This is a genomic window from Mediterranea massiliensis, from assembly GCF_900128475.1.
GTDB classification, from domain to species: Bacteria; Bacteroidota; Bacteroidia; order Bacteroidales; family Bacteroidaceae; genus Bacteroides; species Bacteroides massiliensis_E.
In genome coordinates, this window is the sequence record NZ_LT635839.1 from 423,154 (window position 1) to 447,882 (window position 24,729).

The 24,729-nt window shown below is 47.9% G+C and carries 21 protein-coding genes; 7 read left to right on the top strand and 14 right to left on the bottom strand.

Annotation, left to right across the window (positions count from 1 at the left end; all coding sequences use genetic code 11):
- Positions 1 to 25: 25 nt before the first annotated feature.
- Complete coding sequence (gene dprA / locus BQ7483_RS15250; RefSeq protein WP_072546479.1) at positions 26 to 1,144, top strand: DNA-processing protein DprA; 1,119 nt, start codon at positions 26 to 28, stop codon at positions 1,142 to 1,144.
- Positions 1,145 to 1,270: 126 nt separating this feature from the next.
- On the opposite strand, the gene BQ7483_RS15255 is transcribed toward dprA, so the two are convergent.
- The 4 genes from BQ7483_RS15255 to BQ7483_RS15270 all read right to left on the bottom strand — a co-directional run bounded on the left by BQ7483_RS15255 (position 1,271) and on the right by BQ7483_RS15270 (position 6,703).
- Positions 1,271 to 2,587, bottom strand: a complete 1,317-nt coding sequence (locus BQ7483_RS15255; protein ID WP_072546480.1) for a PepSY-like domain-containing protein — start codon at positions 2,585 to 2,587, stop codon at positions 1,271 to 1,273.
- Positions 2,588 to 3,234: 647 nt separating this feature from the next.
- Positions 3,235 to 3,990 (bottom strand): succinate dehydrogenase/fumarate reductase iron-sulfur subunit, encoded by a 756-nt coding sequence (locus BQ7483_RS15260; RefSeq protein WP_022021831.1) that lies wholly within the window; start codon positions 3,988 to 3,990, stop codon positions 3,235 to 3,237.
- A gap of 34 nt (positions 3,991 to 4,024) precedes the next feature.
- On the bottom strand, positions 4,025 to 5,971 hold the full coding sequence (locus tag BQ7483_RS15265; protein WP_072546481.1) for a fumarate reductase/succinate dehydrogenase flavoprotein subunit: 1,947 nt from the start codon (positions 5,969 to 5,971) through the stop codon (positions 4,025 to 4,027).
- 54 nt (positions 5,972 to 6,025) lie between these two features.
- The gene (locus tag BQ7483_RS15270) at positions 6,026 to 6,703 is read right to left on the bottom strand and encodes a succinate dehydrogenase/fumarate reductase cytochrome b subunit (protein ID WP_072546482.1); all 678 of its coding nucleotides are present in this window, start codon (positions 6,701 to 6,703) and stop codon (positions 6,026 to 6,028) included.
- Between the two features lie 390 nt (positions 6,704 to 7,093).
- Between BQ7483_RS15270 and BQ7483_RS15275 the strand changes: the two genes are divergently transcribed.
- Positions 7,094 to 7,702, top strand: a complete 609-nt coding sequence (locus tag BQ7483_RS15275; RefSeq protein WP_072546483.1) for a phosphatase PAP2 family protein — start codon at positions 7,094 to 7,096, stop codon at positions 7,700 to 7,702.
- An 81-nt stretch (positions 7,703 to 7,783) separates the two neighbouring features.
- On the opposite strand, the gene BQ7483_RS15280 is transcribed toward BQ7483_RS15275, so the two are convergent.
- The 3 genes from BQ7483_RS15280 to BQ7483_RS15290 all read right to left on the bottom strand — a co-directional run bounded on the left by BQ7483_RS15280 (position 7,784) and on the right by BQ7483_RS15290 (position 11,839).
- The gene (locus BQ7483_RS15280; RefSeq protein WP_072546484.1) at positions 7,784 to 9,370 is read right to left on the bottom strand and encodes a S41 family peptidase; all 1,587 of its coding nucleotides are present in this window, start codon (positions 9,368 to 9,370) and stop codon (positions 7,784 to 7,786) included.
- Between the two features lie 14 nt (positions 9,371 to 9,384).
- Entirely contained in the window at positions 9,385 to 9,846 is a 462-nt protein-coding gene (gene coaD / locus BQ7483_RS15285) for a pantetheine-phosphate adenylyltransferase (protein WP_072546485.1), read from the bottom strand.
- An 82-nt stretch (positions 9,847 to 9,928) separates the two neighbouring features.
- Positions 9,929 to 11,839 carry a DNA topoisomerase IV subunit B gene (locus tag BQ7483_RS15290; RefSeq protein ID WP_072546760.1) on the bottom strand — a complete coding sequence of 637 codons (1,911 nt, stop codon included), beginning with the start codon at positions 11,837 to 11,839 and terminating at the stop codon, positions 9,929 to 9,931.
- A 184-nt stretch (positions 11,840 to 12,023) separates the two neighbouring features.
- Here BQ7483_RS15290 and BQ7483_RS15295 point away from each other — a divergent pair, with 184 nt between their 5' ends.
- Entirely contained in the window at positions 12,024 to 13,877 is a 1,854-nt protein-coding gene (locus BQ7483_RS15295; RefSeq protein ID WP_072546486.1) for a beta-N-acetylhexosaminidase, read from the top strand.
- Between the two features lie 122 nt (positions 13,878 to 13,999).
- On the opposite strand, the gene BQ7483_RS15300 is transcribed toward BQ7483_RS15295, so the two are convergent.
- Both BQ7483_RS15300 and BQ7483_RS15305 read right to left on the bottom strand, forming a co-directional pair.
- A complete protein-coding gene (locus BQ7483_RS15300; RefSeq protein ID WP_072546487.1) occupies positions 14,000 to 15,136 on the bottom strand; it encodes an N-acetyltransferase in 1,137 nt (378 codons plus the stop codon).
- 92 nt (positions 15,137 to 15,228) lie between these two features.
- On the bottom strand, positions 15,229 to 16,224 hold the full coding sequence (locus tag BQ7483_RS15305) for a calcium/sodium antiporter (protein WP_072546488.1): 996 nt from the start codon (positions 16,222 to 16,224) through the stop codon (positions 15,229 to 15,231).
- A 519-nt stretch (positions 16,225 to 16,743) separates the two neighbouring features.
- Between BQ7483_RS15305 and BQ7483_RS15310 the strand changes: the two genes are divergently transcribed.
- The 4 genes from BQ7483_RS15310 to mobV all read left to right on the top strand — a co-directional run bounded on the left by BQ7483_RS15310 (position 16,744) and on the right by mobV (position 20,756).
- A complete protein-coding gene (locus tag BQ7483_RS15310; RefSeq protein ID WP_072543241.1) occupies positions 16,744 to 17,973 on the top strand; it encodes a site-specific integrase in 1,230 nt (409 codons plus the stop codon).
- Positions 17,970 to 18,341 carry a hypothetical protein gene (locus tag BQ7483_RS15315; protein WP_022383915.1) on the top strand — a complete coding sequence of 124 codons (372 nt, stop codon included), beginning with the start codon at positions 17,970 to 17,972 and terminating at the stop codon, positions 18,339 to 18,341. The genes BQ7483_RS15310 and BQ7483_RS15315 overlap by 4 nt, the downstream gene beginning before the upstream one ends.
- A gap of 482 nt (positions 18,342 to 18,823) precedes the next feature.
- Positions 18,824 to 19,228 carry a hypothetical protein gene (locus BQ7483_RS15320; protein WP_072543240.1) on the top strand — a complete coding sequence of 135 codons (405 nt, stop codon included), beginning with the start codon at positions 18,824 to 18,826 and terminating at the stop codon, positions 19,226 to 19,228.
- A gap of 157 nt (positions 19,229 to 19,385) precedes the next feature.
- A complete protein-coding gene (gene mobV / locus BQ7483_RS15325) occupies positions 19,386 to 20,756 on the top strand; it encodes a MobV family relaxase (protein ID WP_072543239.1) in 1,371 nt (456 codons plus the stop codon).
- Between the two features lie 68 nt (positions 20,757 to 20,824).
- Here the strand turns inward: mobV and BQ7483_RS17635 are convergent, their stop codons facing one another.
- From BQ7483_RS17635 to BQ7483_RS15345, 5 genes are read right to left on the bottom strand one after another with little or no spacing between them, the layout of a single operon-like run.
- Positions 20,825 to 21,361, bottom strand: a complete 537-nt coding sequence (locus BQ7483_RS17635) for a restriction endonuclease subunit S (RefSeq protein ID WP_139247674.1) — start codon at positions 21,359 to 21,361, stop codon at positions 20,825 to 20,827.
- On the bottom strand, positions 21,306 to 21,815 hold the full coding sequence (locus BQ7483_RS17370) for a restriction endonuclease subunit S (protein WP_235847399.1): 510 nt from the start codon (positions 21,813 to 21,815) through the stop codon (positions 21,306 to 21,308). The genes BQ7483_RS17635 and BQ7483_RS17370 overlap by 56 nt, the downstream gene beginning before the upstream one ends.
- Positions 21,698 to 22,423: a restriction endonuclease subunit S gene (locus BQ7483_RS17940; protein ID WP_072543237.1), complete on the bottom strand. Its 726-nt coding sequence runs from the start codon at positions 22,421 to 22,423 to the stop codon at positions 21,698 to 21,700. Before BQ7483_RS17940 ends, BQ7483_RS17370 begins: the two co-directional genes overlap by 118 nt.
- Positions 22,404 to 24,326 (bottom strand): HsdM family class I SAM-dependent methyltransferase, encoded by a 1,923-nt coding sequence (locus tag BQ7483_RS15340; protein ID WP_072543236.1) that lies wholly within the window; start codon positions 24,324 to 24,326, stop codon positions 22,404 to 22,406. Before BQ7483_RS15340 ends, BQ7483_RS17940 begins: the two co-directional genes overlap by 20 nt.
- On the bottom strand, positions 24,307 to 24,534 hold the full coding sequence (locus tag BQ7483_RS15345; RefSeq protein ID WP_072543235.1) for a helix-turn-helix domain-containing protein: 228 nt from the start codon (positions 24,532 to 24,534) through the stop codon (positions 24,307 to 24,309). Before BQ7483_RS15345 ends, BQ7483_RS15340 begins: the two co-directional genes overlap by 20 nt.
- Positions 24,535 to 24,729 lie beyond the last annotated feature (195 nt).

The following is a 24,729-nucleotide window of genomic DNA, read 5'->3' on the forward strand; positions in this document are numbered from 1 at the left end:
CTTCCCACGCTTACATCTGAACACCATGAATACCGACGAACGAATTTGCAGCATTGCCCTGACCCTTTGTCCGGGCATCGGGCACATTGGTGCCAAGCGGCTGGTGGACACCGTGGGCAGTGCGGCCGAGGTGTTCCGCCTCCGCACGGAGCTGCCCGAGCGCTATCCTGATATGTTCCATACTTCTGTTGTGACTGCACTCGACAATCCTTCCGCCTTCCTCCAGGCTGAGCAGGAACTGGAGTGGGCCGAGAAAAACCGGGTGGAGTGCTTGACGCTGGCCGACGAACGCTATCCCTCGCGTCTGCGTGAATGTGAGGATGCCCCTGTCGTCTTGTATTTCAAGGGAAATGCCGATTTGAATCGCCTGCGGGTGGTCAGCATGGTGGGCACCCGCCGTGCCACCGACTATGGGAAACGCTTCTGTGCCGACTTCCTCCGCGACCTTTCCAGCCTGTGTACCGATGTACTCGTTGTCAGCGGCCTGGCCTATGGCATCGACGTCCATGCCCATCGGGCCGCTCTGTCCAACGGCCTCTCTACCGTAGGCGTGCTGGCCCACGGGCTGGACCGCATCTATCCTGCTGTCCATCGGAAGACAGCCGTCGATATGTTGGCCGAGGGCGGCCTGCTGACGGAGTTTCCGACCGGGACCAATCCCGACCGTCACAACTTCGTGAGCCGCAACCGCATTGTGGCCGGCATGAGCGATGCCGTCATTGTGGTGGAGTCGGCAGCCAAAGGCGGTTCGCTCATCACGGCAGAGCTGGCCGAGGGCTATCACCGCGACTGCTTTGCCGTGCCCGGCCGGGCGACGGACGAATATTCTACAGGCTGCAACCAGTTGATACGCGACAACAGGGCGGCACTCATTAACGATGCGGCCGATTTTGTGAAAGCCATGAACTGGGGGCGGACTGCGGAGAGCCGCCAGAATACCCCTGTACAGCGCACTCTCTTCCCCGAACTGACGGAGGAAGAAGCGCGGGTCGTCAAGATATTGAGCCGCGATGACCTGCACATCAACACGCTGGTGGTGGAGGCCAACATTCCTGTCAACCGCATGAGTGCCCTCCTTTTCGAACTGGAGATGAAGGGAGTCGTGAAGGCGTTGGTCGGAGGTGTTTACCATCTGTTGGCGTAAGCATGAAGCATGCTGTCGGCCAGTGTCGGGAGATGGCTTCCTGACACAGTGCTTCCTGACACCCTCATGCAGTGCTTCGTCAGCCCCTCACAAAGCACTTCGTGAGGAGCCGACGAAATGGAAGGATCAGTCGTCGTATTCCGTGCGCAGGATTTCGCCTGTGGGGCTGATGTACAGCTTCAGTTCGTCGCGTCCTTTGCGCACTTCCACTTCATACCAGCTGCTGTCCGGCGTTTCCACGTAGTCGAATTCTCTGTCGTCCGGCGTGTAGCCTTGGGCGGCAAGCGCATTTTTTACGGCTTCGGGCAACTGATACACTTCCCATTCGGTACGGACCCATTGGTCTTGCCCGTTGAACTTGACTTCCTTCTCCGTGCCGTCGTGCAGGAGGGTTATCTCCAGGTAGCCGTGGTCGTAATCTTTCTCCAGAATGACAGCTCCGGGATATTTCTGGTCGATGAAGCTTTGCAGGTCGTCCGCTACGGGTACACTGCCGTTGCCTCCACCGTTTCCGTTCTGGGGACGGCCGATGATGCCGGTTTCGTTCACATAGACCTCTCTGTCGTCGTCATACCCTGTTTCGAGTTCGAAGCAATAGTAGACGCCATTGTCGCGGGTGGTGTATTTCGTTACGTCGTCGATGGCGTTGTCGCTGGCATAGTAGGGAGAGGTGCGCAGATGGTTCAGGATGTCGGTCGGAATCTTGTCCAGACTTTTGCGGCCGTATTCGGTCTTGGTGTAGACCCATTGCTGCTGGTTGTCGAACAGAATTTCGTGCTTCAGTCCGTCGGCAATGATTTCCACCTCCGTACCGTTGCTTTCGTGGTCATAGTCCACGATGCGTGCGTCGGGGAAGTTCTGGTTGAGCCAGGCCTGTATGCCGCCTTCCGGCTGCTGTGGCAGGTATTCGTGGTAATCGTTGTCTGTTTCCGCATCAATGATTTCTTTCACGAGGATGCCTTCTTCCGTGTAGTACAGGTCGACTTCGGTTTCCACGTTCCCCTCTCTCTGCCTTGCTTCAATGATATACAGCGTTTCGTTGTTGTCGTTCCGCTGGAGCTTGTCTATTTCGTTGTCGATCTGCCAGCTTGCATACGGACTTGCTTCGAAGGCAGCTTTTACGGCGTCGGGCAGCTGCTGGTAGCTGATTTCGGTTTCCGTCATGTTCCAGTGCCCTTTCATGTTGAACCATGCCGTGTTGTTGGGTTCGTGTCCGCTGGCACGTGTGCTTGCCAGATAGAAATGGGCCACGGCGTATGTGTCCTGCGTGCTCCAGGAAACATTGGTGGCGTTGGGATATTTGGCGTTGAATTCCAGAATGACGGCTTCGGGTATGTTTTCCGGGATTGGGTCGGATTGCGGGTTGTTGTCTTCCGTACAGGATGTCATCAGAGCGAAGGCTCCTGCGAGCAGGATGTAGCATAAAGGTAGAATTCTTTTCATAATCGGTTGTTTTTGGGTTAGTAATGATTTGCTTTCTCAAGCGGGTGTAGGTTGAAACTTTCTTCGGTGCAAAGAAAAGGAGTAAATTGGGAAAGAAACTGGAATTTTGTTTCAGAATGATGCTTTTTTACGGACAGCAGGGAGAGTTGAGACATACGGGCAAAAAAAATGGGCTCCGCCGAGCCCAACCTTTGTTAACCTTAAATCTAATACTATGAAAAAAATCACTGCACAAATGTAGGGGGTTTCTGTTTATCCGCCAAATTTATTGTCAGAATTACACTCTATTTTAAACAACTTTCACTATTGTTTATTGTTTGCGCACACAATAATCCTGTTGTTTGCTGTTTGCGCACACAAAATGAGGATTCATTGGTAATATCGCTTGATATATATCAAGTTGTTAAACGGGCGTTTTTGTTCAGCTTTTCTTCCAGTTGTGGAGGTTTGTCAGGGAATATAGGTTTATGTCCGTTGGAAATCAAATGTTTATTGCTGAAATCCTCTGCAAGGGTGTTGCAGGAGGATGATGGTGACGGCGTGCAGGTATTTTACCGTATGGAATTGATAAAAAAAGAACTCCCCTGCCGGAAGTTTCCGACAGAGGAGTTCGTGTTGATATTAATCAAATGTAGAAAGGAGTCTGATCAGTCTTTCAGCTTGGCGCGGATGAAGTCGCGGTTCAGGCGGGCGATGTTGCTGATGGAGACATTCTTCGGACATTCGGCTTCGCAGGCACGGGTGTTGGTACAGTTACCGAAGCCCAGTTCATCCATCTTGGCCAGCATGGCCTTGGCGCGGCGCAGTGCTTCGGGCTTGCCTTGGGGCAGCAGGTTGAGCTGGCTAACCTTGGCCGATACGAACAACATGGCGGAACCGTTCTTACATGCAGCTACGCAGGCACCGCAACCGATGCAGCTGGCGGCGTCCATAGCTTCGTCGGCAACAGTCTTCGGGATGAGGATGGCATTGGCATCCTGCGGAGCACCTGTGTTTACGCTGACGTAACCACCGGCCTGCATGATCTTGTCGTAAGCCGTACGGTCTACCATCAAGTCCTTGATGACAGGGAAACCAGCCGAACGCCAGGGTTCTACAGTGATGGTATCGCCATCGTTGAAGCGGCGCATGTAGATCTGGCAGGTCGTTGCGCCCTGTGCAGGTCCGTGCGGATGTCCGTTGATGTAGAGTGAGCACATACCGCAGATACCTTCGCGGCAGTCGTGGTCGAATACAACCGGTTCCTTGCCTTCAGAAATCAGTTGCTCGTTCAGGATGTCCAGCATTTCCAGGAAAGAAGTATCACCGGGAATGTCTTTCATCTGATAGGTTTCGAAAGCGCCTTTGGCCTTGGGGCCTGCCTGACGCCATATCTTCAGTGTAAATGATATATTTTTATCCATTTTTGTTAGTTCTTTAATTGTTCAACATTCCCGATTAGCTCTTGTAGTTACGAGTCTGTACCTTGATGGCTTCGTAAACCAGCGGCTCTTTCAGCAATACCGGAGCCTTGTCATCGCTGCCCTGGTATTCCCAGCAAGCCACGTAGAAGAAGTTCTCGTCGTCGCGCTTGGCTTCGCCTTCTTCCGTCTGATATTCTTCGCGGAAGTGACCACCGCACGATTCGTTACGGTTCAGTGCATCGTAAGCGATGAGTTCGCCCATCGTGATGAAGTCGTTCAGACGGATGGCCTTGTCGAGCTCTACGTTCATGCCTTCCTTGCTGCCCGGGATGAAGAGGTTGGTTTCGAACTCCTTGCGGATGTCTTTCAGCTTGGCCAGACCGGTCTTCAAGCCTTCGGCTGTACGGCCCATACCAACGTATTCCCACATGATGTGACCCAGTTCCTTGTGGATGGAATCTACGGACTTCTTACCCTTGATGTTCATCAGGTGGTCAATCTTGTCCTGAACGGCCTTCTCGGCTTCTGCAAATTCAGGCAGGTCGGTAGAGAAGCGGGGAACGGTGATTTGGTCGGCCAGATAGTTCTGGATGGTGTAAGGCAATACGAAGTAACCGTCGGCCAGACCCTGCATCAGGGCGGAAGCACCCAGACGGTTGGCACCGTGGTCGGAGAAGTTGCATTCGCCGATAGCGAACAGACCCTTGATGGAGGTCATCAGTTCGTAGTCTACCCAGATACCGCCCATGGTGTAGTGGATGGCCGGATAGATCATCATCGGGTTCTCGTACGGATTGACGTCGGTGATTTCCTCGTACATGTCGAACAGGTTGCCATAGCGCTGTGCTACAACATCTCTGCCCAGACGGTTGATGGCTTCGGAGAAGTCGAGGAACACGGCCAGGCCGGTGTTGTTCACGCCGTAGCCCTTGTCGCAACGTTCCTTGGCGGCACGGCTGGCCACGTCACGCGGAACCAGGTTACCGAAGGCCGGATAGCGGCGCTCCAAGTAGTAGTCGCGGTCTTCTTCGGGGATATCCTTGCCCTGCAGGGTACCTTCCTGCAGCTTCTTGGCGTCTTCGAGTTTCTTCGGGACCCAGATACGACCATCGTTACGCAGAGATTCGGACATCAGCGTCAGCTTGGACTGCTTGTCGCCGTGTACGGGGATACAGGTCGGGTGGATCTGTACGTAAGCCGGGTTGGCAAACCAGGCACCCTTGCGGTAGCAGGCCATTGCGGCCGAGCAGTTGCAGGCCATGGCGTTGGTCGAGAGGAAGTACGTGTTTCCATAACCGCCGGTAGCGATAACTACGGCATGGGCGGCGAAGCGCTCCAGCTTGCCTGTTACCAGGTTCTTGGCGATGATACCGCGGGCACGACCGTCGATGATGACGATGTCTTCCATCTCATAGCGGGTATAGAGTTTCACGGTGCCGGCATTTACCTGGCGGCTCAGTGCGGAGTAGGCACCCAGCAGCAGCTGCTGGCCTGTCTGACCTTTGGCATAGAAGGTACGTGATACCTGTGCGCCACCGAATGAACGGTTGGCCAGCGTACCGCCGTATTCGCGAGCGAAAGGAACACCCTGTGCCACGCACTGGTCGATGATGTTGTTAGATACCTCGGCCAGACGGTAAACGTTGGCTTCGCGGGCACGGTAGTCACCGCCCTTTACGGTATCGTAGAACAGACGGTATACAGAGTCACCATCGTTCTGATAGTTCTTTGCAGCGTTGATACCACCCTGTGCGGCGATGGAGTGTGCGCGACGGGGAGAGTCCTGGATGCAGAAGTTGAATACTTTGAAACCCATTTCGCCCAGCGAGGCGGCAGCGCTGGCACCTGCCAGACCTGTACCAACCACGATGATGTCCAGACGACGCTTGTTGGCGGGGTTCACTAATTTCTGATGGGCTTTATAGTTTGTCCATTTCTCAGCTACCGGTCCTTCCGGTATTCTTGAATCTATCTTGGTCATAATGTAATTACAATTTAGTCATTTACAGTCTACGAATTCGCGAGCTTTGCGTTTTTACATCAGCGATTTGATGTAGAATACCACAACTACCAGGGCAAAGCAGATGACAACGATGGTGGAGTAGATGTTGGAGATGCATTTCCAGCGGTTGATCCACGTCTTGTTGTTCCAGCCCAATGTCTGCATGGAGCTCCAGAAACCGTGAGTCAGGTGGAACCACAGGGCAAACAGCCAGATGAGATACAGAACGACGTTGACGATGTTGCCGAACGTGTTCTGGATGTGGTAAATACCGTCAGCAGCGTATGCCATAACGCTCAGGTCCTCGCAGCCGGCCAATTCGGGCAGCATCATTTTGGACCAGAAGTGTACCAGGTGCAGGCACAAGCCTACAATGACAATGATACCCAGCACCAGCATGTTCTGAGAAGCCCATTCCACTTCTTTGCGACGCTCCGTTACAGCGTAGCGCTCGCTACCGCGTGCCTTGCGGTTCTGCATGGTCAGCCAGAAGGCATAGATGATGTGAATGATGAACAATGCAGCCAGTCCCAGTGTACCGACTACCGCATACCAATTCGCTCCCAAGAACTCACAAACCATGTTGTAGCCTTCGGCTGAGATAAGCGCAACAAGGTTCATCGCCATGTGAAACGTCAGAAACAGGATAAGGGCGATGCCGGTAACGCTCATCACCACTTTCCTTCCTACAGATGAATTACTTAACCACATAAATGATTGAATTTAAGTTATTTAATAGTTACAAATATATCCTTGGGTTATGGTTGGACGATATTTCCTTGCAAAAATAGAGGAAAAACATTGATTAAGCAAGGGATTAAGGAAATATTTCCGTAATCAGTGCGTGCAGGCTTCGGGCGGAAGCCGGCTTGGAGGCACGGAACGAAAGGCAATGTTTTGCATCAGAAGAAGCAATGTTTTCTGCCAAAAGAAGCAATGTTTTGCGTCGGAAAAAGCAATGTTTTCGATGAAAGGGAACGATGTTTCGTCTGCGTCCCTTCGCGAGGACGGCGACGGTCGTCGGATGGTTTTATAAGGATTTTTGTGTATACTTGGTAGATTTGCCTTATCTTTGGCGGTGAAATCCAAACGAATATGGTTATGAAGAGACTCTTTTGGGGAATGATGATGGTCCTGTTGTGTGCTCCGGCTCTGCGGGCGCAGAACTGGGATGTCGACCTCCTGCATCGGGTGAACAGTTGGGACGGGAAATTCGTCCGCAATTATAATAAGGTAATATCGAAGTCGGAGCCTTACGTGGCCGTGGGCGTACCGGTAGCCATGGCGCTGGCGGCCTGGATCAGGCACGACAAGGACCTGCTGAAGGATGCGGTATACGTGGGTACCAGCGTGGCGGGTGCCTTTGTGGTGACCTATGGCATGAAGTATCTGGTGGGCAGGGAGCGGCCTTACGACCGTTGGCCTGATCGCGTGCATGCCTACAGCCGTGAGGACAGTCCGGCTTTCCCTTCGGGACATACGGCGACGGCTTTCGCGCTGGCTACCTCCTTGAGCATCACCTATCCCAAGTGGTATGTCATTGCCCCTTCAGCCCTGTGGGCCTGTTCGGTGGGCGTGTCGCGCATGAACGAGGGCGTTCACTACCCGTCGGACGTGCTGGCCGGAGCTTTTATCGGGGCAGGCTGTGCCGTCGTCAATGTCTATGTGAACCGTTGGCTGAACAAGTGGCTGTTCGGGGATGGAAGGTAGTGGTGCGAGTGGTTAGCGGTGAACGGTTAGTGGTTAATGGTTAATGGTTAGTATTTGTCGCTAACCGTTCACCACTCACCGCTAAAACAAGTATTTGTCTTCGCGCAGCACCTTGAGAGCCTGTTGCACACTTTCGTTCGTGGCGTTCATCACCTGATAGTATTCGCTCATGTCCCACAGGTCGCGGGCGATGAGAGCCTTGAGTTGCGTGCGTATCAGGGGAAGTGCACGTTCGTATTGCGCTTCGTCAAACATTCTTTTCTCTTTGTCTGCCGCCGAGCGTATGTCTGCCATAAAGGCATCGTCTATCTGGAACTTGTCGTTGAAGGTCTTGAAGTCCTTGTAGTCTTTCTTCAGTTCGGCACGGTGCTTCTCGATGTAGCCTGTCGTCGCCTTGATGATGATGCCTTTGGCCACCAGCTGGCGGTGCCAGTCGGTGTAGAGTGTCGTGTCGATGGGGACGAAGAAGTCGGGCATGATGCCACCGCCGCCATAGACGGTGCGTCCCAGGCGGAGAGTGCGATATTTCAGCGAGTCGGGGAAGTGGATGCTGTCGGCGTGCATCAGTTCGCCGTGGTTGAAACGGTCGAGCAGGTCCTTGGCATAAGCCTCCTGCATGTCCTCTCCCTTGCCGTTATAGGGCTTCTGGATGCATCGGCCCGATGGGGTGTAGTAGCGGGCGATGGTGAGTCGGATCATGGAGCCGTCAGGCAAGTCGATGGGGCGCTGCACCAAGCCTTTGCCGAACGTGCGCCGACCTACCACCACTCCGCGGTCCCAGTCCTGGATGGCTCCCGTCACAATCTCGCTGGCCGAAGCCGAGTATTCGTCTACCAGCACGACCAGCCTTCCCTGGCGGAAGGCTCCGTTGCCCTTGGCCGCGAATTCGGCCCGGCGGGAAGCGCGCCCTTCCGTGTAGACGATGAGTTCCTTTTGTCCCAAGAACTCATTGGCCAGGTCGATGGCAGCATTCAGATAACCGCCGCCGTTGCCCTGCAGGTCGAGTATCAGGTCCTTCATCCCTTGCTGTTGCAGGTCTTTCAGGGCTTTGGAAAATTCTTCGGCAGTCGTGGCTCCGAAGCGGTTGATGCGGATGTAGCCGATGTGTTTGTCGGCCATGTACGAAGCGTCGAGGCTGTAGAGGGGAATTTTGTCGCGTGTCACGTCGAAGTGAAGCAGGTCGCTGACTCCCCGCCGAACGACGGTCAGGTTCACTCGGCTGCCTTTGGGGCCCCGAAGCCGTTTCATGATGTCTTCGGTACCCATCTTTACGCCGGCAATGGCGCTGTCGTTGACGGCCGTAATGCGGTCTCCGGCCAGGATGCCTACCTTTTCCGAAGGGCCTCCGCTGACAGGCTGGATGACGAGCAGCGTGTCTTCAATCATCTGGAACTGTATGCCGATACCCTCGAAGTTGCCTTGTAAGGGTTCGTTCATCTTCTTCACTTCTTCGGCATTGTTGTAGGTGGAGTGCGGGTCGAGATGTTCGAGCATGCCGACGATGGCATTTTCCACCAGTCGGTTTTCGTTCACCGTATCCACATATAGGCGGCTGATGGCAAATTCGGCCATCTGCAGTTTGCGCAAGGGGCTGTCATTCAGTTTCTGCCCGGCGGCCTGTGCCGTATACAATAGGGCAAACAGGAGCAAAAGATTTATCTTTTTCATATCGTTTCAGTTTTTTATTCGTTGGAGGTGTCCATGCCTTCGGGCAAGAACATGCTGACGTCTTTTCCATATCCCATCAATTCGCGGACGATGGTGGAGCTGACGCAGGTGAGTTCGGGTTCGGTGAAGAGGAGGATGGTTTCGATGCCGGTCAGCTTGCGGTTGATGTCGGCGATGGTTTCTTCGTATTCAAAGTCTTTGACCGTGCGGATACCTCGGATGATGAGGTTCGCTCCCACATGGCGGGCAAAGTCGATGGTCAGGCTGTCATAGGCTTGTACGCTGACGCGCGGTTCGTCCTTATATAGCTTGCTGATCATGGCCTCGCGGGCGGCAATGGGGAAATGGGTGTGTTTGTTGTCATTGATGCCGATACCGATGACGATTTCGTCGATAAATGTCAGGGCGCGTTTCACTACTGAGTAGTGTCCCACGGTAAAGGGATCGAATGTCCCTGGAAAAATTGCTTTGGTCATAATGTATATAGGTTTTAGGCTTAGCTATAAGGTATTGGGAACTGAAGCCAGACGGCCATGCCTGATACCTCAAACCTGATGCCTAATTTATTCTGTCTTCTTCGATTACCAGATTGTCTATGATGAAGCTCTGACGTTCCATGGTGTTCTTGCCCATGTAGAACTCGAGCAGCTCCTTGACGGCATCCGTCTTGCGCAGGCTGACCTGTTCGAGGCGCATGTCCTTGCCGATGAAGTGGCGGAACTCGTCGGGTGAGATTTCTCCCAAACCTTTGAATCGGGTGATTTCTGGATTGGGACCCAGTTCGTCAATGGACTTGAGGCGTTCGTCTTCGGTGTAGCAGTAGTTGGTCTTCTTCTTGTTGCGCACACGGAAAAGGGGCGTCTGCAGGATGTAGACGTGCCCTTTCTTGATGAGGTCGGGGAAGAACTGAAGGAAGAACGTGATGATGAGCAGGCGGATGTGCATGCCGTCCACATCGGCATCGGTGGCTACGATGACTTTGTTGTAACGCAGCCCGTCGAGCCCGTCCTCTATGTTGAGGGCCGCTTGCAGCAGGTTGAATTCCTCGTTCTCGTATACGACCTTTTTGGTCAGTCCGTAAGAGTTGAGCGGTTTTCCGCGCAGGGAGAATACGGCCTGAGTATTGACGTCGCGGCTTTTGGTGATGGAGCCGCTGGCCGAGTCACCCTCCGTGATGAAGATGCACGAATCGGCTTCCTGCTCTTTGCCTTTGCCGTCGCTCAGGTGGTAGCGGCAATCGCGCAGCTTGCGGTTGTGCAGGTTGGCCTTCTTGGCACGTTCACGGGCCAGTTTGGTGACTCCGGCGATGGCTTTGCGTTCCTTTTCGGAGTCTTGTATCTTCTGAAGCATGACTTCGGCCACGAGAGGATTCTTGTGCAGGAAGTTGTCCACTTCAGTTTTGATGAAGTCGCCCACATATTTGTTTACCGTAGGTCCGGCAGGTTGGTTCTCCTGCGGATTGGCCGGCCACATGTTGTTGGAGCCCAATTTCGTTTTTGTCTGGCTTTCGAACATAGGCTCTTCCACATCGATGGCGATGGCAGCTACCAGGCCGTTGCGGATATCGGCATAGTCCATGTTCTTGTTGTAGAATTCCTTGATGGTGCGGGCCAGGTGTTCTTTCAAAGCTGTCTGGTGCGTACCTCCCTGAGTCGTGTGCTGTCCGTTGACAAAGGAGTAGTATTCTTCACCATACTGGTTGGTATGCGTGAAGGCTATTTCAATGTCTTCTCCTTTCAGGTGGACAATGTCGTAGAGTCCCTCGCTGGTCATGTTGTCCTTCAGCAGGTCCTCCAATCCGTGACGGGAAACGATGCGCTGGCCGTTGTAGACGAAAGTCAGCCCCGTGTTCAGATACGTATAGTTGCGTAGCAGGGTTTCTACAAACTGGTTCTGGAAGCTGTAGCCCACAAACAGCGTATTGTCGGGCTCAAAGAAAATATAGGTCCCGGTTTCTTCCTGAGTGTCTTCAGTCGTGTCAGACTTCAATACTCCTCGTTCAAAAATAGCGGTACGAACTTTTCCATCGCGGTAACTGCGCACCTCGAAGCGGCTGCTCAAGGCATTTACGGCCTTGATACCCACTCCGTTCAGACCGACACTCTTCTTGAAGGCTTTGGAATCATATTTACCGCCTGTATTCAGTTTGCTTACGGCCTCGATGAGTTTTCCTTGCGGAATGCCTCGTCCGAAGTCGCGTACACTGACACGCAGGTTATCTTCAATGTTCACCTCAATTTTCTTGCCGGCTCCCATCTTGAATTCGTCTATCGAATTGTCCATTACCTCCTTGAGCAACACATAGATGCCGTCGTCACTCTGCGAGCCGTCGCCCAGTCGGCCGATATACATACCCGAACGGACACGGATGTGTTCCATGTCGTCCAGATGGCGTATGTTGTCGTCGGTATAAGCCACAGGTTGGTCTGTCAGTTGTAAGCTATTGTCTTTATCTGTAAATTCTTCCATGTCCTTCATGCAGGTTTTAATGCGCAAATTTACGATTTTCTGTGGGATAGTTGGCTTTGTTCATTGCTTTTTTCGTAAAAGGATTTGAAAATGAGAAGTCTTATCCTTGACTGATATGGAAAAAATAGATTATTTTTGCAGCGATGTTGGAAGTCGTTTTCCACTCGCTTAAATAATAATATTTATGAAAAAAATCAATGTTGTAAGTCTGTGGTGTGTTTATGCGCTGCTGTTGTGTCTGGTCAGTTGTACCGCCAGAAAGGTCGAAACGGGTGACTTTCATGTCATTCCTCTTCCTCAGGAAATTGTGGAAGGAGATACGGCTGCTCCTTTTATCCTTCGTCCGTCTACAGCCATTTGCTATCCGGTCGGAAATGAAAAAATGGAACGGACAGCCCGCTTCTTGGCTTCGTATGTCAAGGAGATGTGTGGTCTGGATTTGGAAGTGACCACTTCATCGGGCAAGAATCAAATCCAGCTGGTTTTGGATGAAAGCATATCCAATCAGGAAGGCTATGAAATGCAGGTCGCACAAGACGGCATCGTACTGAAAGGCGCAACGGAGGTCGGTGTGTTTTACGGCATACAGACGTTGCACAAGGCCTTGCCCATTACCGACGGAAGGGCACTTGTCTCTTTGCCGGCTTGTACCGTCAAGGATTATCCCCGTTTCGGATATCGTGGATTTATGGTGGATGTAGGTCGTCATTATTTTCCCGTTGATTATCTGAAAGAGATTATCGACATTCTTGCTCTGCACAATATCAATTATTTCCATTGGCATCTGACGGAGGACCAGGGATGGCGTATCGAAATTAAGAAATATCCCAAACTGACGGAAATCGGCTCCTATCGGAAGGAAACCATTACTGCGCCCGGATCCAATGAATACGACGGAGTACCGGTCAGCGGATTCTATACACAGGAAGAGGCCAAGGAAATTGTGCGTTATGCTGCTGAGCGTTTCATCACCGTCATACCTGAGATTGACATGCCGGGTCACATGATGGCCGCATTGGCATCTTATCCAGAGTTGGGATGTACAGGCGGACCTTACGAGATACCGACTCGTTTTGGTGTATTCGATGAAGTGTTGTGTGGTGGTAATGAGCAGACCCTTCAGTTTGCCAAAGATGTTCTGAATGAAATCATGGATATTTTCCCTTCCGAATATATTCATATCGGTGGAGACGAGTGTCCTAAGGTGCGTTGGAGAGAATGTCCCAAGTGTCAGGCAAAGATTCGTGAATTGGGTTTGAAGTCTACCCCCGAACATACGAAAGAGAATCAGCTTCAGGCTTATTTTATGGGCGAAGTAGAAAAGGTCATCAATGCCCGTGGGCGCAAGATGATGGGTTGGGACGAAATCCTGGAGGGCAATCCCACAAAGACATCTACCGTCATGGCTTGGACAAGTCCGAAGGCCGGTATCAAGTCGGCCCAGTTGCAGCATAAGACGATTATCTGTCCAATCACCCATCTGTATTTCAGCAATCCCGGCTATAACCGCTTGAAGGGAGTGGCGAGTGTGGAGAGAGTTTATAATTTTGAGCCGGTATCCGATGTGCTGACTTCCGAGGAACAGAAAAATATTATTGGTGCACAGGGGTGCATCTGGACCGAATGGACCAAAGATAGTGTGAAGATGGAGTGGCAGATGATGCCGCGTATTGCTGCATTGAGTGAACTGCAGTGGACGAATCCTGCCAAGAAGAACTTGGATAGTTTCTTAAAGCGTTTGCGTCACCAGCTGGATATCTATCGTTTGTATGGCTATCATTATAGGGAAGATATCGAAGAAGCAGCCATCGAAATTAGTCCAGTCTCTGAAGAAGGTAAGGCACTTGTTACCTTGAAGACATTCGATAATGCTCCAATTTATTATACTACTGACGGAACTGTTCCCACGACGGCTTCTTTACGATATGATATGCCTTTTACGGTCAATCAGAATGACTGCATCAAGGCTGTAGTTGTTCGGGGTAATAGGATGAGTGATGTGGTGGAAGAAAAAGTGCAAGCTGCTTCTGAAAAGTAAAACTCTGTCATCACTTTCCTGCTGTCATTGAGGGCGGCAGGAAGGATGATTCAGGAAAAAATGTCCTCCATTGCCGAGATTGGGACAATGGAGGACATTTTTTTGTATTTATTGGAATTCATTTATCCGATGGCTTTCCGGAAGGCACGTCGCCGCTTGTGTTGTTCGGAACGGAAGTAGTCCCATTGTGCCTGTACTTTGGAGTTCAGTTCCATTTCGGGATTGCTTTCGGCGTATTCAAAGCCCAGTTGCTGGTAGACGGGGATGAGGTCGGTAAACAGCAAGGCATTGACGCCCTTGTTCTGATATTCAGGCTTTACGGCTACAAGGAGCAAGTCGAGTATCTTGGCACGGCGTTTGAAGAAAAGAGCCTTCAGCAGGTAGTACCAGCCGAAAGGAAGCAGGCGTCCGTGTGCTTTCTGCAAAGCTTCGGAAAGTGAGGGCATGGAGATACCTACGGCTATCAGTTGGTCATCTTGGTCAGTGACAAGGGTTACCATGCGCAGGTCGAGAATGGGCAAGTACATCTTGACGTACTGGTCTATCTGTCGTTGTGACAAGGCAGAGTAGCCGTACAGCTGGCTGTAGGCTTCGTTGATCAGTTTGAAGATGGCTTGGCCATAATCTTTGGCAATCTTTCTTCCTGAGGTATATTTCTTTATTTTCAGGTTGTATTTCCGTTGGATGAGGTCAGCGATGCGGCGATGTTTGTCGGGAATGGCATCGGGAACGTAGAGTTTATATTCTACCCAGTCGGCATCTTTCACGAAGCCCATTTGTTCCATATGCTTCGGATAATAGGGATAGTTATAGATGGTAGCCATGGTTCCCAGTTGGTCGAAGCCTTCGATGAGCATGCCTTCGGCATCCATGTCGGTAAATCCAAGCGGCCCCACGATGTTGGTCATGCCGCGTTCTTTTCCCCATTGTTCGACAGCCTGTATCAAGGCCTTAGATACTTCTGCATCATCTGTGAAGTCAATCCATCCGAAACGGACATCCTTTTTGTTCCATGTCTGGTTTGCCTTATGGTTGATGATAGCTGCCACGCGTCCTACCAGCTTTCCATCCTTGTAAGCCATGAAGTATTCGGCTTCACAAAATTCGAAGGCCGCGTTTTTTCGTTTGTTGAACGTGTTAAGCATGTCGTCAAACAAGTCGGGAACAGAGTATGGGTTGTTTTTGTACAGTTCGTAGTTGAAGCGGATGAAGCGCTTCAGCTCTCGTTTTGTGGTAACTTTCTTGATTGTAACAGCCATGTTTTCAACTTCTTTATTTTATGTGGGGGCAAAGATAATGTTTTTTAATGAAGTATAAAGGATGAAGAATAAAGAATGCGCGGTGATGATTGTCAACCGGCATTGCTGATGAGCCATACTGTATAACCTATATAGCAGGCTATGAGTATACTTCCTTCGATGCGTGTAATGGTTCGTTTGCCGAAGAAAACACCGAAAATCCACAGTAGGATGCTGGACCCTACCAGTACCAGCAGGTCGATGTTGTTGATGCCTGCCAGATGAAGCGGAGTGATGGAGGCCGAACAGCCCAGTACGAAAAAGATATTGAACAAGTTACTGCCTACCACGTTTCCAATGGCTATTTCGGGATTCTTCTTCAATGCAGCTACAATGCTGGTAGCCAGTTCTGGCAGGGAGGTCCCGCCTGCTACAAGGGTCAGGCCGATAACCGATTCGCTGACGCCCAGTGAGCGGGCTATGCCACTGGCACCATCCACAAAGAGCTGTCCGCCATAGATAAGCCCTGCCAGTCCACCTACAATGTAGAGGATGGAACGCCACAGGGGCATATCCTTGATTTCTGTACCTTCTTCAATAGCGGTGGTTTCTGCATTCCCTTCGTTTGTAGGAATTGGCTGGGGTTGTTTGGCGATGGCAAATGTATAGCTCAGGAAAATAGCCATGAAGCAGAGTAGGATGAGGCCGTCGGTAATGCTGATGACGTTATCGTCTGCATGGTCCAGCAGCCTGTCGTTGCCCATGACCAACAAAGCGATGGAGGCCAGGATGCAAAGTGGTATTTCTTTGAGCAGGGTGTTTCGTTGAACGACGATGGGAGCAAACATGGCGGTACAACCTACAATCATCAGTGCATTGAAGATGTTGCTGCCCACCACGTTGCCGACGGCGATGTCGGCACTGCCTTTGAGGGCCGATGATACACTGACGGCCAGTTCGGGTGCCGAAGTACCAAAAGCTACAATGGTGAGTCCGATTACGATGTTGGGGATGTGGAAACGTTTGGCTATGGCCGAGGCACCATCAGTCAATCCGTTGGCACCCAACAGGATGAGGATGAGTCCTCCGATAAGGAATAGTATGTCCATGTTTCAGAATATGTAATAGAGTTTCAGGGCGCAAAGATAATGAAAGGCGCGAGCAGAGACAAACGAAAAACAAAATTTTCTAAATGGAGCCGTTCGGAAGCCTCATTTTATTACCAATAAATAACGTGAATTCGATATAAGTAAATAAATATCTCATTGAAAATTAGAAACATAGCGATAAAAGTATTAAATTTATAGTACTCAATTATAACATTTAAACGATTACCGCTATGTTCTCAGAGTCTAAAATTACAAAAAATCTCTGGAATATCCGCCGAATTGCAGCAGATTAACGCAACAGGATTTGATAATTAGGGAGTTAGAAGAAAAACGCAGAAGTTGGGCAGACAGTTGAAAACCGTCTTAAAGCAGATTAAAGCAAAAGAACGGTTTCCTAATCATTACCCGATGAAAGTGCAGATTTAACAGTCCCTGTTTCATTTTGCGGCGTTCTGCGCAGCTTTGCTTATCAATAGGTAACTCGTTGATTTATAGTTTTGCAACCAAAAAGAAACGAGTATGGCAAGAAGCACATTCAAGGTGCTGTTCTACGTGAACGGCAGTAAGGAAAAGAACGGAATTGTCCCCATCATGGGACGAGTTACAATCAACGGAACGGTAGCACAGTTCAGCTGCAAACGGACTATCCCGAAAGAGCTTTGGGATGCCAAAGGGAACAAGGCAAAGGGCAAGAGTATGGAAGCGAGGGAAACCAATCTTGTGCTTGACAACATCAAGGCTCAAATCATCAAGCATTACCAGCGTATATCCGACCGTGAAGCGTATGTAACGGCAGAAATGGTACGCAATGCCTATCAGGGATTGGGCGGTGAGTATGAAACATTGCTCGGTGCTTTCGATAAGGAAAATGAAGTGTTCAAGAAGCGTGTCGGAAAAGACAGGGTCAGGGCTACCTATACGGCAAGGGTACGGGCAAGAAACCATGTGGCGGCATTCATCAGGTCACATTACAAGCGGAACGACATCTCCATGCCTGAACTTACGCCCGACTTCATCAAGGAGTTCGCCGTGTTCCTTTCCAACGAAGCCGGACTGCACAACGGCTCGATATGGGAAAACTGCATGTGGCTGAAAGGTGTGGTGATGCGGGCACACTTCAACGGACATATACCGAGGAATCCGTTTGCCCAGTTTCATATAAGCCCGAACACGAAAGAACGTGAATATCTAACGGAGAATGAGCTGAAAACATTGATGGAATTTCAGTTCAAAGACCCCAAGAACTCCTATCTCCGTGATATTTTTGTTTTTGCCAGTTTTACTGCCCTGTCATTCGTGGACATAAAGGAATTAAGCAACGACCAGATTGTGGAAGTGAACGGTGAGAAATGGATTATTTCCAAACGACACAAGACGGGTGTACCGTTTCAGGTAAAGCTGCTGGATATTCCCTTGCAGATAATCGAGCGTTACAAGGCTTTTCAGGAAAACAATCTTGTATTTCCCAATCTCAACTATTGGTCAATATGCAAGCGTATGGGAAAGATGATAAAGGAATGCGGCATCACCAAGAAAATCAGCTTTCATTGCTCAAGGCACGGGTTTGCGACCCTGGCTCTCAGCAAAGGGATGCCAATCGAGAGCGTCAGCCGTATTTTGGGGCATACGAACATTGAGACCACGCAAATCTATGCGAAGATAACCGTGCAGAAATTGGATAATGACCTCACGATGCTGAGCGACAAACTGAGCAAATCATTCGGAAACGTGAAAATGGCAGGGATATGAAACGGGAAATAATCACAACGGACAGCTATGGTAGAATTACCATACCATCCGATACAGGTAATATATGGATGAATGAAATGGAGCTGGTGGAACTGTTCGGGGTAATCGCCCCGACGCTCCGTGCCGCCATCCGTGCCGTGTACAAGTGTGGAGTTTTGAATCCACTTGAAGCAGAAAAACGTATCAGGCTGCCCAACGGCTATTATGCGGACATGTATGCCCTGCCGATGGTGGTGGCACTCGCTTTCCGCATTGACACGTCAGGTGCCGCAATGATTCGCAATGTCCTGCTGGAAAGATTGTGCCGGCGAAAAAAGGAACAAGTCCTGCTGGTGTCAGTGAATAACAGGATGCCGTATGAATGTTAGCATGAACTTTTAATGTCCAGCCATTTGATGATTAACGGTTTAATCTGACGTAGTGACGACATGAAGTCATTAAATCCGTAAATCAGTGCGTCAGTCAATCTGTAATTATCTGCAACAACCAATCCCCGAAGACGTGCATATTCCACGACTTCGGGCTTTTTTATCTCCTTTTACCTGAAAGAGCAACCCGTTTATACTGCATTTTCTTTTGGCATGACCTATTTTGCGCCGTTCCGCATAGATTTGCGTATCAAGATTTTACCGACACTTCCGTAGCTTTGCAACCATGTTTAACCCGTTGCCGACAGAATGTAGGCAGCACTAAAACCTGTATCAAGAACATGAAGAAAAAAATCATTTGCGTAGGTACAACTCTCTACAGGATTGTAAATCGGGATTGTCATTATTCACCTATAAGGGGAATAGGACGTTACTACACGGTAAACAAAACACAGCTGGAAAAATTCTGATATTTTGATGAGATGATGAAAGTATATATAAACATAAAGAGAAACAGCAACTTACGTCTTCATCAACCTTTCAACAAGAGAATCGGGCTGATGAAAAGAGGAAGGACATATCGCACTCTACATCACTTTTCTTTTGGCGAGCGATTTGATGAAACGATGATGAATGCATATCATTTTGGTTATCAGTATATTATCCTATCACCTCATCAATTCATCGGATTTTCATCCGCCAACAAGTCTATCGAACAAACGGACGGAAGAAAATGCCACTATCCGCAGGCTGGTCGGACATCCGACCTGCTTGCTGTCCGACCAGCCGACAAGGGAAGACGTATCATATCAATGAAAAGAAAAGGTCTGCCTATACCGCTGGTACTCTCACAGGCTTTTGGAAACAAAAAAGCCATAGCTCATTAGGGCGTTTTCTTCACGCAACGCTGACGCTAATGCTAAAAACGCCCCAATGAGCCAGCGGGGTTGCACCCCTCTGGACACCCCCGTTTGCCATGCGGCATGACCGCAGCAGACGGAAACCAACAAACCAAATTGTCAAACCTGAAAACGAAAAATAAGCATGGGATATATAAGCATTCAAATCAACAAAGCGAAAGGCTCGGCTGACACGGGCGCATCCGACCACATAGAACGTAAGACCACACCCAAGAACGCAGACCCTACACGTACACATCTCAACCGTGAACTGGTGGAGTTCCCTGATGGAGTGTCCGACCGTACCGAAGCGATAAGCCACCGCATCCGCACAGCTGGCATCAAGCGGAAGATAACTCCAGACCAAGTGCGGGCAATCAGAATCGTGCTTTCGGGTACGCACGAGGATATGATGAAAATACAGGACGAGGGCAGACTTGACGAATGGTGTGATGACAACCTTCAATGGCTGCACCGTACCTTCGGCAAGGAAAATACCGTTTCGGCAGTCCTGCACATGGATGAGCACACACCGCACATTCATGCCACGGTCGTACCGATAGTAACAGGAGAGCGCAGGAAAGCCAAGAAAAAGCAGACGGAAGGTAAACGCTCCTACCGCAAGAAAGCCAATACCGTGCGCCTGTGTGCCGATGATGTGCTGACACGTGAGAAACTCGTTGCCTATCACGACAGTTACGCAAGAGTAATGGAAAAATACGGTTTGCAACGTGGCGTACGTGGCTCGGAAGCACGGCATACGACAACAGCCCAATACTACCGTGATTTGGTACGACAGACGAGTGAACTCGAAGCCAATGTGCAACAGTTACAGACTGAGCAGCAACAGGCAGAGCAACAACTTGACGAGGTAAGGCAGGAGGTCAAGTCGGAGAAACTGGAAGCTGCCAAGACGGAAGCGAAAGCCGCATTCGTGGCAAAGGTCGGTTCTCTTTTGGGCGGTGGTAAATTGAAAGAGCTGGAAGCCAACAACCGCACCCTGCAAGGCGAGGTCGCCGCCCGTGATGAGAGCATCAAGTTGTTGCAACAGCAGATGCAGCGGCAGCAAGAGGAACATAACCGCCAACTTATGGAATTGCAAGTCAAGCACCGCAGGGAGATGGCAGATAAAGAAACGGCACACCAAGAAGAAGTGTCATTCCTGAAATCAATCATCCAGAAAGCCAAGAAGTGGTTCCCGCTGTTCCAAGAGTTGGTGTACATGGAGAAGTTCTGCCTCAAAGTCGGTTTCAACGAAAGACAGACCGCCACGCTCATCAGCGGAAAGCCGCTGTTCTACGAAGGCGAACTCTATTCGGAGGAACATAACCGAAAGTTCAAGACAGAAAACGCAGGTTTCCAAGTTGTAAAAGCCCCGAAAGACAAGTCAAAACTTGTACTTTGTATCGAAGGAAAACCTATTGGAGAGTGGTTCAAAGAACAATTTAATAAATTGTTTTCTTCCGTACGCAGAACAGTTGCACCACTCAAAAAGGGTAAGGGTATGGAATTATAAACAATATCAATGGGAAATAGTAGACGTTGAGGTATACTGCCTTTTTACTATTCTCCCATTGGTCTCGCTTATAAAGTAAGTCCTAAAGTCTTGAAGTAGTTAAATATCTGTTCGTTTTCAATACGTCGCATATAATTCTCCATATATTCCCAATAAGGATTGCCGTTTTCATCCACAGGAAGAGTAAGAACCTCTTTTGCTAAACGTGTAGCACTTCTTTTGTAACCAAAATTGTATTTTCCCCTTATGCGGTCTGCTACAGTAGTGATAAACGTACCAATATATTTATTAAGATTCTCATTGTACCCCAATGTCATATCCGAAGTCGCTATAAAATCTTCTGCTTTATAAACTGAATATCCCATAGAACCTTCTCCGTTTCGGATAAAAGCTATACAATTTCCTTTTTGTACCAAATCTTTATTAGCTGTAACAAAGCAAAGCACTCCATTGTTCTGATTGGTTGCTCCAAGATAACTAATGCCGTTTTCAACTTTTTCGATATGATTAAGCCCTTTTGACTTGCCTGGTACAAGAATAGGGAATAAGTCACGAATGAGGAAGTGTTTCCAAATTACCCCCCCCCATTTTACATTTGTTAACACTCATCCTATCCTTAAAGGTTTTCAACGTAGTTTTGAGGATGTCTTGTTCAATCTCCTTCATAAAGGAAGACATAAAGGCAAAGTCTATTTCTCCGGTTTGAGTTGCAGGAAGTATTAACTTTTCTCTTTTTATTCTGTTGTCATTTATTTCTCTGTTAAAACTATATTTCTCCGATAAGCGATTTATAAGCGGTAACATAAAAAGATAGGCGTATTTATCTAATCCTTCTCTTTTCAATTGAGTAACATGGTCACTTGCTACAAATTCATATTGATGAAAGAATGCACTCCCTACGCTACCGCTATTAGCTACAGTCAAACAATTAGAAAATTTTCTTACGCCGCTTTCGTTTCCAACAAATCCATCCACACCATTGTTGAGAGCGGTTGCCGAGATGTATGGAGTTCTTCCCTCTGAGTGATCGGCTTTTTTAAGCCGTTTGCCTCGCTGTATTTCCGTGAATACTTCTGTGAAATAAAATGCTTTCCAATGGGCATGAGATAATTTACCCCCCCCGTTATTATTTCGTTGATTATCAAGTATTTGCATAATTTCTCTATTGTTGGTTTTAAGATTTGTTGTTCTTTGGCTTTCATATAATCCTCCATGAATTGCCAATCGGGATTGTTATTTTCATCAATGGGAAGTAATATTCGTTGCCTTTTCAAACGTCCCGTTCCCATTTTATAACCATATCCATATTTTTCTCGTTGTTTTGTAATACACAAGGAGATAAATAAAGAAATGTATTTATTATTCTTTTTAGGGCGTAACTTCCGTGTATCATTCCCATATAAAGCCTTATATGGATGGTAAAAACAATAACCAACAGAACCATTTCTGTTTACCGAAAGACAATTACTTTCAAGCGTTTCATTACTATTTGCAACAAAGTATCCTATACCATTATTATTTGCAGTTGCTGTAATATATGGTATAAGTCCATCTAAACGTTCCCTTTCATAAATATCTCGTCCTGAAAGTATTTCAGCGACATCCTCTATAAAGAATGCATCCCAATTCCGGGAATCTAAAGAAAGATTATTCATTATTTTCTCCATCTTTTATATCTTCAAACAAATATCCTCTACCATGAGTAATCATATTAAATTCAAAGGTCAAATAATCAGCCATTGTATTCTCAAAGTCTTTCTCCGTAGGGATTTCATCATTGAAATAGTAGAACGCATGCAACCATTCATCCTCTGCCTCTATAGTGGTTTCCACACAGAATTTTGTTTCAGCCTCTATGCGTCCGAACCACACGTCAAGCAAATGTTGACGCTTATCTTTAGCACAGGCAGTTTCTTCCAGTCCGATATGCTTGCTTACAACAAACCCGTCATCCTCGAAATTGATGAATTTACATTTATGGTTTTTGTCATGAGGTATGCCAGCAGTAAATACAGCAATACATGGATTTGTTCCTACGCCGTAGAACGTATTTTTGTTGAGTGTGATAACACCTTCCAACGTATGATGTTTGAGTATGTTGTTTTTGATATTCTGTTCCTCTTTACTCTTTCCCGTTACTGAAGATTGGGGAACTATTACAATAGCCCTTGCCCCCTCAACTAATGATTCAAGCAAATGTTCCGTAAAACTGATTTCATATAAATCTGGATTACTCTTTGAACCTTGTGAATAAGGTGGGTTCATCATACCCACAGTACATCCTTTCAATTGTAATTGGCTTGGATTATGCTTTAAAAAGTCCCAATTATGCAAATTACTTTTACCATCTCCTCGAAGTATCATATTGGTTGTGGCTATAGTGAACATATAAGGTTGTAATTCAATACCAAATAACTGGTCACGTTTTATATGTCTTCTCTGAGTTTCATCTTCTGCTTGCTTAACCATCTTGTGCATGGCAGCAATAAGGAAACCTGCAGTACCGCAACAAGGATCAAGGACTTTGTCATCAACTTTCAAATCTATCAATTCGCAAAACAATTCTGTAATATGTTTTGGAGTAAGAACAATACCTAATGTCTGCCCATCCCCACCTGAATATGACATAAATTCTCCATAGAAACGTCCTAAATAGTCTTCTGCTGAGTTTTGGTAACGTATATTCTTATAGATACTATTGTAAAGAAACTCTGTGTAATGTCTTAATGGTGTCTTACCTAAAGTATCATTTTTTTCATTGATTTTCGGCGTATCTTTTATAACAGCAAATTGACTCAATAGCTTATCTCGTTTTGTATCAGGTGTTACATTAGCCCGCTGCAAGTTACTTCTTATCGCTTCGTAAATCTTTTGTCCATCAGTTTTTACATTATCTCCAATAAGAGAATCAATAGAAAATGTTTTGTATTCTATTTCTCTTAATGCCAACATAATCCCAGAAACAATCAACGGTTTTTGTTCTGTTGTCAGATTTCCGTAATTCCGCAAATCATTATGTAGTTTCTCTGCATCTTTGAGTATTTCAGCCGTTGTCTTTTCTACATCTGTTTCTTCTTTCAGGATTTCTTTCAAATAAAACTCGTCTATATTGTTTTCATTGAACGAAATAAAGGTTTCCACATCAGAAAGTTCCTGATAATCTCCACGTTCATTTATAAAAATAGGAGTTATCCGATGTCGTTTCTCATTACCTGATACACCAAATGCAAGTACCTTATGAAAAGAAGTGTGTGCAGCTAAATGAAGTCCATAGAACAAAGCGCCATTGACTGCATAGTCTTTTACACTTTTAACATCTTGTGATATTAATTTTTTGTCATTTCTGACAATATGCTTTTCAAGTGTTGCTTTATCTTCTATTACAAGCAAAAAATCTTTTACTATTCCACAATATTCAGGATAACCAACGTTTCCTGTTTGCGCTTTTGAAGCAGTTTTCAACGCTTCGTCAACTTCTTTTATATCACAACCTTGCGGTGTCAAATTTAAACCTGCTTCTTGCAATAGCCCATACACCCAAAAGTCTGTTTTAATCTCTTTTTTCGCCATTTATATAGTCTTCTTTAATTTGGTTAGGCACAAGTAAATCCCTTACATCAATATTCAGAATGTTTGCTATCTGATATAAAACAGGAATGGGAGGTTGCACCTTGTTCGTAGCATATAGATTGACCATATTGAAAGTCTTTCCAAGCCTGTTTGCCAATTCCGTTTGACTAATGCCCTTAGCATCTAATACCTCTTTTATTCGGTTCATATATGCCGTTTTTGTCTGAATTTGACAAAGGTACAAAATTTTATTTGGTAATATTGGCTTGGTATTGAAAATTGTATTATTTTTGTAGTATAAGAGTTATCGATACGTAAAGTAAAGCAGAACACAGCAATTAAGACGGTTGCCAAATCATTACCCCAAAATAAGGTAATCCTTCTAACTCGTTTAATATCAAAT

Coding starts and splice junctions, on each gene's coding strand:
- dprA (WP_072546479.1), top strand. CDS start 26: ATGAATACCGACGAACGAATTTGCAGCATTGCCCTGACCCTTTGTCCG.
- BQ7483_RS15255 (WP_072546480.1), bottom strand. CDS start 2,587: ATGAAAAGAATTCTACCTTTATGCTACATCCTGCTCGCAGGAGCCTTC.
- BQ7483_RS15260 (WP_022021831.1), bottom strand. CDS start 3,990: ATGGATAAAAATATATCATTTACACTGAAGATATGGCGTCAGGCAGGC.
- BQ7483_RS15265 (WP_072546481.1), bottom strand. CDS start 5,971: ATGACCAAGATAGATTCAAGAATACCGGAAGGACCGGTAGCTGAGAAA.
- BQ7483_RS15270 (WP_072546482.1), bottom strand. CDS start 6,703: ATGTGGTTAAGTAATTCATCTGTAGGAAGGAAAGTGGTGATGAGCGTT.
- BQ7483_RS15275 (WP_072546483.1), top strand. CDS start 7,094: ATGAAGAGACTCTTTTGGGGAATGATGATGGTCCTGTTGTGTGCTCCG.
- BQ7483_RS15280 (WP_072546484.1), bottom strand. CDS start 9,370: ATGAAAAAGATAAATCTTTTGCTCCTGTTTGCCCTATTGTATACGGCA.
- coaD (WP_072546485.1), bottom strand. CDS start 9,846: ATGACCAAAGCAATTTTTCCAGGGACATTCGATCCCTTTACCGTGGGA.
- BQ7483_RS15290 (WP_072546760.1), bottom strand. CDS start 11,839: ATGGAAGAATTTACAGATAAAGACAATAGCTTACAACTGACAGACCAA.
- BQ7483_RS15295 (WP_072546486.1), top strand. CDS start 12,024: ATGAAAAAAATCAATGTTGTAAGTCTGTGGTGTGTTTATGCGCTGCTG.
- BQ7483_RS15300 (WP_072546487.1), bottom strand. CDS start 15,136: ATGGCTGTTACAATCAAGAAAGTTACCACAAAACGAGAGCTGAAGCGC.
- BQ7483_RS15305 (WP_072546488.1), bottom strand. CDS start 16,224: ATGGACATACTATTCCTTATCGGAGGACTCATCCTCATCCTGTTGGGT.
- BQ7483_RS15310 (WP_072543241.1), top strand. CDS start 16,744: ATGGCAAGAAGCACATTCAAGGTGCTGTTCTACGTGAACGGCAGTAAG.
- BQ7483_RS15315 (WP_022383915.1), top strand. CDS start 17,970: ATGAAACGGGAAATAATCACAACGGACAGCTATGGTAGAATTACCATA.
- BQ7483_RS15320 (WP_072543240.1), top strand. CDS start 18,824: ATGATGAAAGTATATATAAACATAAAGAGAAACAGCAACTTACGTCTT.
- mobV (WP_072543239.1), top strand. CDS start 19,386: ATGGGATATATAAGCATTCAAATCAACAAAGCGAAAGGCTCGGCTGAC.
- BQ7483_RS17940 (WP_072543237.1), bottom strand. CDS start 22,423: ATGGAGAAAATAATGAATAATCTTTCTTTAGATTCCCGGAATTGGGAT.
- BQ7483_RS15340 (WP_072543236.1), bottom strand. CDS start 24,326: ATGGCGAAAAAAGAGATTAAAACAGACTTTTGGGTGTATGGGCTATTG.
- BQ7483_RS15345 (WP_072543235.1), bottom strand. CDS start 24,534: ATGAACCGAATAAAAGAGGTATTAGATGCTAAGGGCATTAGTCAAACG.